This window comes from Nocardiopsis listeri, assembly GCF_020741345.1.
GTDB lineage: Bacteria > Actinomycetota > Actinomycetes > Streptosporangiales > Streptosporangiaceae > Nocardiopsis > Nocardiopsis listeri_A.
This window is the reverse complement of sequence record NZ_DYZD01000417.1, coordinates 1-7,747: the sequence shown is the minus strand read 5'-3', so window position 1 is coordinate 7,747 and position 7,747 is coordinate 1. Positions and strand designations below refer to the sequence as shown.

Below are 7,747 nucleotides of genomic sequence, written 5' to 3'. Positions count from 1 at the left end.
GGACGTCACCGCCGCCACCCTCTGGACGGAACCGGACACGGCTCGCGAGTTGGACGCGCCCTCGCTGACCAACCCCGTCGACCTGGACCAGTGGAACACGAACATGGAGGACACCCAGACGCGCGGCTGGCTGACGGGCAGGCTGGAAAGCCAGGCCGTGCTCGGGTCCGAGGTGGAGATCACCGAGCTCTCCGGGGACTGGGCGCACATCGTGGTCCCGGAGCAGTCGACCCCCCGGGACGAACGGGGCTACCCGGGTTGGGTTCCGGTCGAACAACTGGTGGAGAACGACGAGTTCGCACGGCGAGTCGAGGACCTGCCATCGGCACAGGTCACGGCGGATCGCGCATCGCTGACCGACGCGCCCGCAGGCGAAGAACTCCAGGAGATCAGCTTCAACACCCGGCTGCCGGTGCTGGAGACCACCCCGGAGGCGCTGCGCGTCGCCCTGCCCGACAGCTCGACGGCATGGCTGGACAGCGACGACGCGGACGTCTACGCGCCCGGTGACGAACCGGACGCGCCGAGCGGCCAGGACCTGGTGCGAACGGGCGAGGAGTTCCTGGGCCTGCGCTACCTGTGGGCGGGCGTCTCCTCCTTCGGGTTCGACTGTTCCGGGTTCACCTACTCGATCTACCGTGCGCACGGCGTGGACATCCCGCGGGATTCCTCGGTTCAGGCCACGGCCGGCACGGACGTCGACGTGCCCGACCTGCAGGCGGGTGACCTGCTGTTCTTCGCCGATCCGGGCGGTGGAGGCCCCGTGCACCACGTGGGCATGTACATCGGTGACGGACAGATGATCCACGCGCCGAACGCCTCCACGAGCGTGTCCATCGTGGATTGGGACGAGTGGGACGAGGCCGACGAGTTCTCGGGAGCCAAGCGCATCCTGTGAACGAACCGAGATGGCCGCGCCGCGATGATCGCGGCGCGGCCGTCTCGGCTTCACCGACTACGCGCCGATTCGTCGAGTCCATCGACGCCCTCCCCCACGGCCCCCGCACCCGCCGGCCGGGGCACGTCCACGGCGAAGCACACGCGTGGGCTTGTCGGTGCGGGTGACCGCGATGCCGCGACTACTGCGCGGCGGGCGGGCCCCCTCGGGTCGGGAGCAGCACCCGATCTCCCAGGTAATCACAGGTCTGCGGGGCGAGCGAGACATCCGGTCGGTCATAGGCGCCCGGGCCGCAACCGTTCCCGAAGACCTCGCCGAGCCGGTACTCGACGGTGTTGCGGCGCGGGGTGAGCTGCTCGGCGGTCTTGCCGTGGTTCTCACCGTTCATCAAGAACACACGCAGCGTCTCGCGCAGCGCGGTCGGCTATTGTCGGTGCTGATGAAGAACCTGCCCGACCTCGACGAGCGGACCGTGCGCGAGGTCGCGTTCGGCTGCGACTCGCTGATCGGGTTCGACTTCGGTGACGGGCACCCGCACGACGAGGACCTGATCCGAGCGGTGCGGGAGCGGGTCGGGTTCTCCCCGGGGGAATGGATCGTGCTCTGGGTCGAATCGCAGCCCATCCACTCCACGGTCCAGCACCACAAGGTCATCGACGCCGCGCTCGGGGTGGTCGAACGCGGTACCTGGCAGGTCGCCGACGCGGTGGCCGAACAGCCGTGGCTGCCCAACGGCCCCATCCCACTGACGGTCACCTGGACCGACCCGGCCGGAGCCGCCCCGCCGGCTCGGAGTGGCGACGAAGCCGGCTCGACCGCGGGGAGCCCGGCATGAGCACGGCCGTCGTCGTGGGCGGCGGCCCCAACGGGCTCGCCGCCGCCATCGCCATGGCTCGGGCGGGAGTACGGGTCACCGTGCTCGAGGCGGCCGAGGAGATCGGTGGCGGAACCCGCACCGGCGAAGCGATCCTGCCCGGTCTGAGGCACGACCACTGCTCGGCGTTCCATCCGATGGCCGTCGGGTCGAGTTTCCTGCAGAGCCTCGACCTGGAGCGTTACGGCTTGCGCTGGCGGCTGCCCGAGATCGACTGCGTGCACCCGCTCGATGACGGCACCGCGGGGGTGTTGCACCGTTCCGTCGCCGAGACCGCCGCGGGTCTCGGCGCGGACGGCGCCCGCTGGGCGCGGTTGTTCGCCGAACCGGCGGCCCACTACGACGCGTTGGCGAAGGACATCCTCCGACCGCTGCTGCGGATCCCGCACCATCCGATCCGGCTGGCCCGCTTCGGGATCCCCGCACTGATGCCGGCGTCACTGCTGGCGAAGACCTTCGCCGGCGAGCAGGCCAAAGCCCTGTTCGGCGGTGTGGCGGCGCACGCGTTTCACCCGCTGCACCGGCCGCTGAGCTCCAGCATCGGGCTGGGCATCCTCACGGCGGGGCATCGACATGGTTGGGCGGTGGCCGCCGGTGGCTCCCGATCGATCACCGACGCGATGGCGGCGTTGCTGCTCGATCTCGGTGGCAAGATCGAGACCGACGTCCAGGTGCGCTCCGCCTCCGAACTACCAGGCACCGACGTGGTGATGTTCGACCTCTCCCCCACGGCGGTGGCCGACATCATGGGAGACCGGCTGCCGCCGCGTGTCGCCCGGGCCTACCGGCGGTTCCGCTACGGCCCCGGTGCCTTCAAGGTCGACTTCGCGGTGGAGGGCGGCGTGCCATGGACGGCCGATTCGGCGCGTCGGGCGGGCACCGTCCATGTCGGGGGCTCGTTCGCCGAGGTCACCGCCACCGAACGGCGGATCCACTCAGGGCGGATGCCGCAGCGGCCGTTCGTCCTCGTAGGACAGCAGTATCTGGCCGATCCTCAGCGCTCGGTCGGTGGGGTCCACCCGGTGTGGAGCTACGCCCACGTTCCCTGTGGCTACGCCGGTGACGCGAGCGAAGCGATCACCTCACAGATCGAGCGCTTCGCCCCGGGCTTTCGGGAGCGGATCATCGGTACCGCTGTGCGCACGGCGCCCGGTCTCGCCGAGTACAACCCGAACTACGTCGGCGGAAATATCATGACCGGGGCCAAGGACATCCCCCAGCTCGTGTTCGGCCCCCGGACGACACTCACCCCCTACGACGTCGGACCACCCGGGCACTTCCTCTGCTCGGCCGCCACCCCGCCCGGTCCCGGCGCCCACGGCATGTGCGGGGCCCACGCCGCGGCCCGTGCGCTGCGGTACCTGAACGGCGGTGTTTCTCCTCGGGCGTTGGGAAGGGCCGGCCCTCCCTGATCGGTCGGCCCGATGGCCGCTCCGCAAAGGGGCCGCCGGTTCCAGCGACACGCACGTTCCTTACGAGTCGGTGCGTGGTGGGTGAGGCGGTCGATGGGGGCTGTGGCAGATCGTGCCCTGGGAGGGCGACCCACCGGGCCGGACGCCCACCCGACCGATGCGGGCCGCGGCGGTCACGAGGTCGGATACTGCTGCGCTTGAAGTAGACGTGCCAGGTGCGCGGCGTTGCGGGCCAACGTCGCCGTGGTGGTCGCCACGGCTTCCGGGGTGCTGTCGAGGTCGATGTAGTCCTTGGGGTTCATCGCCTCGGAGTTCCAGTAGGTGGACCCTGTGGCGGGGATGGTGAACCCGGTGTCGCTCAACGCCTGCACGCAGTCCGCGACGATCTTGTGCGCCCCGTCCTCTTTGCCGACGACCGCGACCACGGCGACCTTGCCGTACATCGACGGCCGCCCCTGGTCGTCGGTCTCGGAGAGTTCGGCGTTGATCCGCTCCAGCACCCGCTGGGCGACACTCGACATGTGCCCCACCCAGGTAGGGGTGGCCAGGACCAGGATGTCGGAGTCCACGAGCTTCTGTCGCAGCCCCGGCCATTCACCGCCCTGCCCCATGTCGACCGCCACACCGGGGCCGACCCGGTGATCGACGACCCGCACCGACTCTCCCCGGACCCCGTGTTCGGAGCGTTCGTCCAGTACTTGTCGTGCGAGCAATTCGCTGCTGGAACGGTCCGGACCGGGCTTGAGACTGCATACCAGGGCGAGGGCCCGAAGATCGGAAGGCATAGCGGCAACCTACCCATCTCCGGTCTTGTCCTTCTGTAGGTCAGGTGCTTCGGCAGGCCATTTCACGGAAATTACGGAGCCGACGAGTCCTTGACGAAGGACCTACAGGAAACAGGAAGGAGCCCCCATGCCTGGACATCCTGCCAAAGCCACGAATCCGGCTTCTTCCCGGCCCAGGCGTCCCTCTCCTTTCACGCGCCAAGCGCAACAGGCGGGACGCAGGAGTGCCACCGTAAAAGTCCGGACCGATCCTCCCGGTGACCCTTTCCGGCTCGTATTCCCACGTCGGTTCCTGCTCAGGCCCTGCGACGCTGGGCACGGACGCAGCGCAGCAGTTCCTCCCCGTAGGGCAGGACGATGAAGCAGCCCACCGCCGCAGCGATCCCGGCGACGTAACCGCCGGGCAGGCGCTCACGTTTGGGTTGGAGCTTCCACCGGTCGGGGTCGGTGCCGGCGAAGGCGCGGACCTGGTCCCAATGCAGGCAGGACAGGAAAGCGATGGCGGTCAGGGGCAGCACTTCCAGGAAGCTGTGGATGTGCTGCTCCACCGGACGTACCTCGCGGTCTTCGGTGGCCACGTGCACGTCCCACAGAGCCGTCGCCGCGTGGATGGCCGCGGCACCGTACATGGTGCTCAGTACCAGCGGATTGATGCGCGCGAACAGGCCCAACATGACCGGGACGCCGGCTTCGGCCATCATCAGAGCGTGGATGGCGGACTCACGGGTCCCGCTCGTGTGCTCGATGTCGGTGCGCCGATGCATGACGTGGTCGGCGACCGCCGGGACGAACCACAACGGCAGGACCCCGTACAGCAGAAACCGTCGGGTGATGACCTCGAGATCTTCACTGTCCGCCGGGACGGACAGTGTCGGTCGGCTGCGCCACCTGGCCACGGTCCGGCTCAGGGACTCGGAGAAACTCTGCATGCGCATGCTCCATAACCTCGCCTGTGGTGCCGGTATCGACCCACCGTGGGGATCGACATGGACCACTGCCCGCACCCACCTCACCGGCACCCGTCACCATTCAGACACAGGAACCCCGCCAGGGCCAGGACTGAGTCCAGCGTGCCGCGCGGTCCGCTCCACCGCTTTCCGGGCCACCTCCGACAGCACACCGGAGTGGGTGTCCGTGGTCGGCGATGCCCGCGTACCCCGGCCTGGCCTGGGCCACCCTCGACTCCCGCTCACCGCCAACGTGCGGGTCCCAGCCCCATACCGTGGATCGTGCGGCCGCATCGGCGGCGGACCACTCTCGGTATTCGGTGTGCGGAACAATGGGGACAGACCATCCGGCTCCATCGGACCATCGCGTAGAGCCGTGGAAAGGGGACCCAGGCCGGTGGCCACTCGGTGACGCCGGGCAGGTACGGGCGCGCGAAAGGAGCCGCGGCCCTCAGTTCGCACACCCGGGCCGGGTGGGGCCTGGGCCACCGGGCCGTTCGCTCGACGTGGGCGCGGCGGACCTGGTGGAGCGGTTCGGCGACCTCGGGTGTGACGAAGCCTCGGTTTGAGCGTGGGAGTCACGGCGGCTCCGGCATGGGGCGAATCGTTCAGACGGTCGAGCAGTCCGCATCATCGGCGCAGGAGGCCGCAGTGCCGGTGTCCGATCCGGCGCCCCGGCGGCGTTCCAACAGGACGATGTCGCGCCAGCGGCCGTGATGTCGAGCTATACGCTCACGGACTCCCACGGTGCGAAAACCCGCCTGGTGGTGCAGGGACAAGCCGGCGCGGTTCTCAGGAAGGACCGAACTCTGCAGCGTCCACAGCCCCCCGGTGTCGGCCTCGGTCACCTGACGGTAGAGCAGGGCCTTGCCCACACCGCGTCCGCGCGCGTCTTCGGCGACGTACACGGACGTCTCGGCGACCCCGGCGTAGACCGCCCGGTCGGAGGCCGGCGAAGCCGCGGCCCAGCCGACCACCTTTCCGTCGGTCTCGGCGACCCAGCGGTGCCCGTCGATCCACTTGGTTTTCAGAGCTTCGGTGTCGGGGGGCTCGGTCTCGAAGGTGGCCTGGCCGGTGGCGATGCCCTCGGCGTAGATCTTGTGGACCACGTCCAGGTCCGTGTCGGTCATGGCGCGGGTGGTGACGTCTGCGGGCAGATCGGTGGGGCAGCACGGTCGCGTGTTGAGCACGCCCATCACCACGTCGGCGGCGTGGGGCAGTCCGGTGCAGCAGGCGGGGTTGACGGCGACCCGGGTGGAGGTGCCCACCTTGGTGAGGGTCACGAAGCCCACGTCGGCGAGTTTGCGCAGGTGGTGGGAGACGGTGGGTTGGCGAACACCCACGAGGTCGGCCAGTTCGCCCACGCTGACCGAGCCGGGGGTGGTGGCGATGGCGTGGAGTAGTCGCACTCGCATCGGTTCGGCCAGGCAGGCGAACCAGGCGGCGTAGGTCTCGGTGTCGACCGAAGGGAGCGAGCGTTCGGTGTGTTCGAGAGGCGCAAGGGTCATGCCCTCATTATCGACGACGATCGATGGTTGCGTCCATCGATGAGCATCGATAAAGTCCCGATTCATAGACAACAGTCGATGAAAGAGGTGAGTCATGGACGACGGACATCCCGTGGTGGTGATCGGAGCCGGCCCCGTGGGACTGGCGGCCGCGGCGGAACTGAGGGCCCGTGACCTTCCGGCCCTGGTCCTGGAGAAGGGTGACCATGCCGGGGCGGCGGTCTCCGAGTGGGGGCACGTGCGGCTGTTCTCGATGTGGCGCGACCTGGTCGACCCGGCCGCGGAGAAGCTGCTCGCCGCCACGGGATGGCGGCACCCGGACGGCGGCGGGTACCCGACCGGACGTGAGTGGGTCGAGGACTACCTCGCTCCCCTGGCCGAGGCCCTCGGCGACCGGGTGCGTTTCAGTACGGAGGTGACCGGGGTGAGCCGGCTCGGCCGGGACCGAGTCGTGGACGCCGGACGCGCCGAGCAGCCCTTCACCGTGCGGGTGCGCACTCGTGAAGGCGAAGAGCGGTTGTTGGCCCGGGCGGTCGTGGACGCCTCCGGCACCTGGGGCAGCCCCAACCCGGTGGGCGGTGACGGCCTGCCCGCCCTGGGCGAAACCGCCGCGGCCGAGCGGATCTCCTACCGGATCCCCGACCTGAGCGATGAGGAAACTCGGATCCGCTATGCGGGACGGAGCACCGCCGTGGTCGGGCGCGGGCACTCGGCGCTGACGGCGCTGGTGGCCCTGGCCGGGCTGGCCCAAGAGGCTCCGGGGACGAAGGTGTTGTGGGTGCTGCGTCGCGGCGAGGTCGGGGACGCCTTCGGCGGGGGCGCGGCCGACCGGCTCGCCGCGCGGGGTGCGCTCGGCCGGCGGGCACGTGCGGCCGTCGAGGCCGGACACGTCGAGGTGGTGACCGGGTTCCGTACCGCCCAGGTTCGATCGATGGAGGACCGCCTGGTCCTGGTGGGCGAGGACGGCCCCAAGGCGGAGTCGGTGGACGAGGTGGTGGCGCTGACCGGGTTCCGCCCCGACCTGTCCCTGTTGTCCGAGGTGCGTCTGGGTCTGGACTCCACCCTCCAGGCGCCGGTGGAGCTGGCCCCGCTCATCGACCCCAACCAGCACTCGTGCGGAACCGTCTATCCGCACGGTGCGGCCGAGCTCTCCCACCCCGAGGACGGGTTCTTCCTGGCGGGGATGAAGTCCTACGGGCGCGCCCCGACGTTCCTGGCGCTGACCGGGTATGAGCAGGTACGCAGCATCGCCGCGCACCTGGCCGGGGACCACGAGGGCGCGGCCCGTGTGGAGCTGGTGCTGCCCGAGACCGGGGTGTGCGG

The 7,747-nt window shown here is 69.8% G+C and carries 8 protein-coding genes; 4 read left to right on the top strand and 4 right to left on the bottom strand.

Going from position 1 to position 7,747, the window contains the following annotated elements; all coding sequences use genetic code 11:
* The coding region (locus K8V84_RS22515) for a C40 family peptidase (protein ID WP_304078426.1) at window positions 1-898 on the top strand (898 nt) is incomplete at its 5' end.
* A gap of 181 nt (window positions 899-1,079) precedes the next feature.
* Here K8V84_RS22515 and K8V84_RS22510 read toward each other — a convergent pair.
* Window positions 1,080-1,301 carry a hypothetical protein gene (locus K8V84_RS22510; RefSeq protein WP_304078428.1) on the bottom strand — a complete coding sequence of 74 codons (222 nt, stop codon included), beginning with the start codon at window positions 1,299-1,301 and terminating at the stop codon, window positions 1,080-1,082.
* Between K8V84_RS22510 and K8V84_RS22505 the strand changes: the two genes are divergently transcribed.
* A complete protein-coding gene (locus tag K8V84_RS22505; RefSeq protein ID WP_304078425.1) occupies window positions 1,269-1,733 on the top strand; it encodes a DUF3556 domain-containing protein in 465 nt (154 codons plus the stop codon). The genes K8V84_RS22510 and K8V84_RS22505 overlap by 33 nt on opposite strands.
* Window positions 1,730-3,184 carry an NAD(P)/FAD-dependent oxidoreductase gene (locus K8V84_RS22500; RefSeq protein WP_304078423.1) on the top strand — a complete coding sequence of 485 codons (1,455 nt, stop codon included), beginning with the start codon at window positions 1,730-1,732 and terminating at the stop codon, window positions 3,182-3,184. The genes K8V84_RS22505 and K8V84_RS22500 overlap by 4 nt, the downstream gene beginning before the upstream one ends.
* Window positions 3,185-3,357: 173 nt before the next feature.
* On the opposite strand, the gene K8V84_RS22495 is transcribed toward K8V84_RS22500, so the two are convergent.
* From K8V84_RS22495 to K8V84_RS22485, 3 genes are all read right to left on the bottom strand, one after another.
* Window positions 3,358-3,969: a flavodoxin family protein gene (locus K8V84_RS22495; protein ID WP_304078421.1), complete on the bottom strand. Its 612-nt coding sequence runs from the start codon at window positions 3,967-3,969 to the stop codon at window positions 3,358-3,360.
* 296 nt (window positions 3,970-4,265) lie between these two features.
* Window positions 4,266-4,898, bottom strand: a complete 633-nt coding sequence (locus tag K8V84_RS22490; protein WP_304078419.1) for a diguanylate cyclase — start codon at window positions 4,896-4,898, stop codon at window positions 4,266-4,268.
* Between the two features lie 626 nt (window positions 4,899-5,524).
* On the bottom strand, window positions 5,525-6,424 hold the full coding sequence (locus tag K8V84_RS22485) for a metalloregulator ArsR/SmtB family transcription factor (protein ID WP_304078417.1): 900 nt from the start codon (window positions 6,422-6,424) through the stop codon (window positions 5,525-5,527).
* 94 nt (window positions 6,425-6,518) lie between these two features.
* Here K8V84_RS22485 and K8V84_RS22480 point away from each other — a divergent pair.
* The coding region (locus K8V84_RS22480; protein WP_304078415.1) for an NAD(P)-binding domain-containing protein at window positions 6,519-7,747 on the top strand (1,229 nt) is incomplete at its 3' end.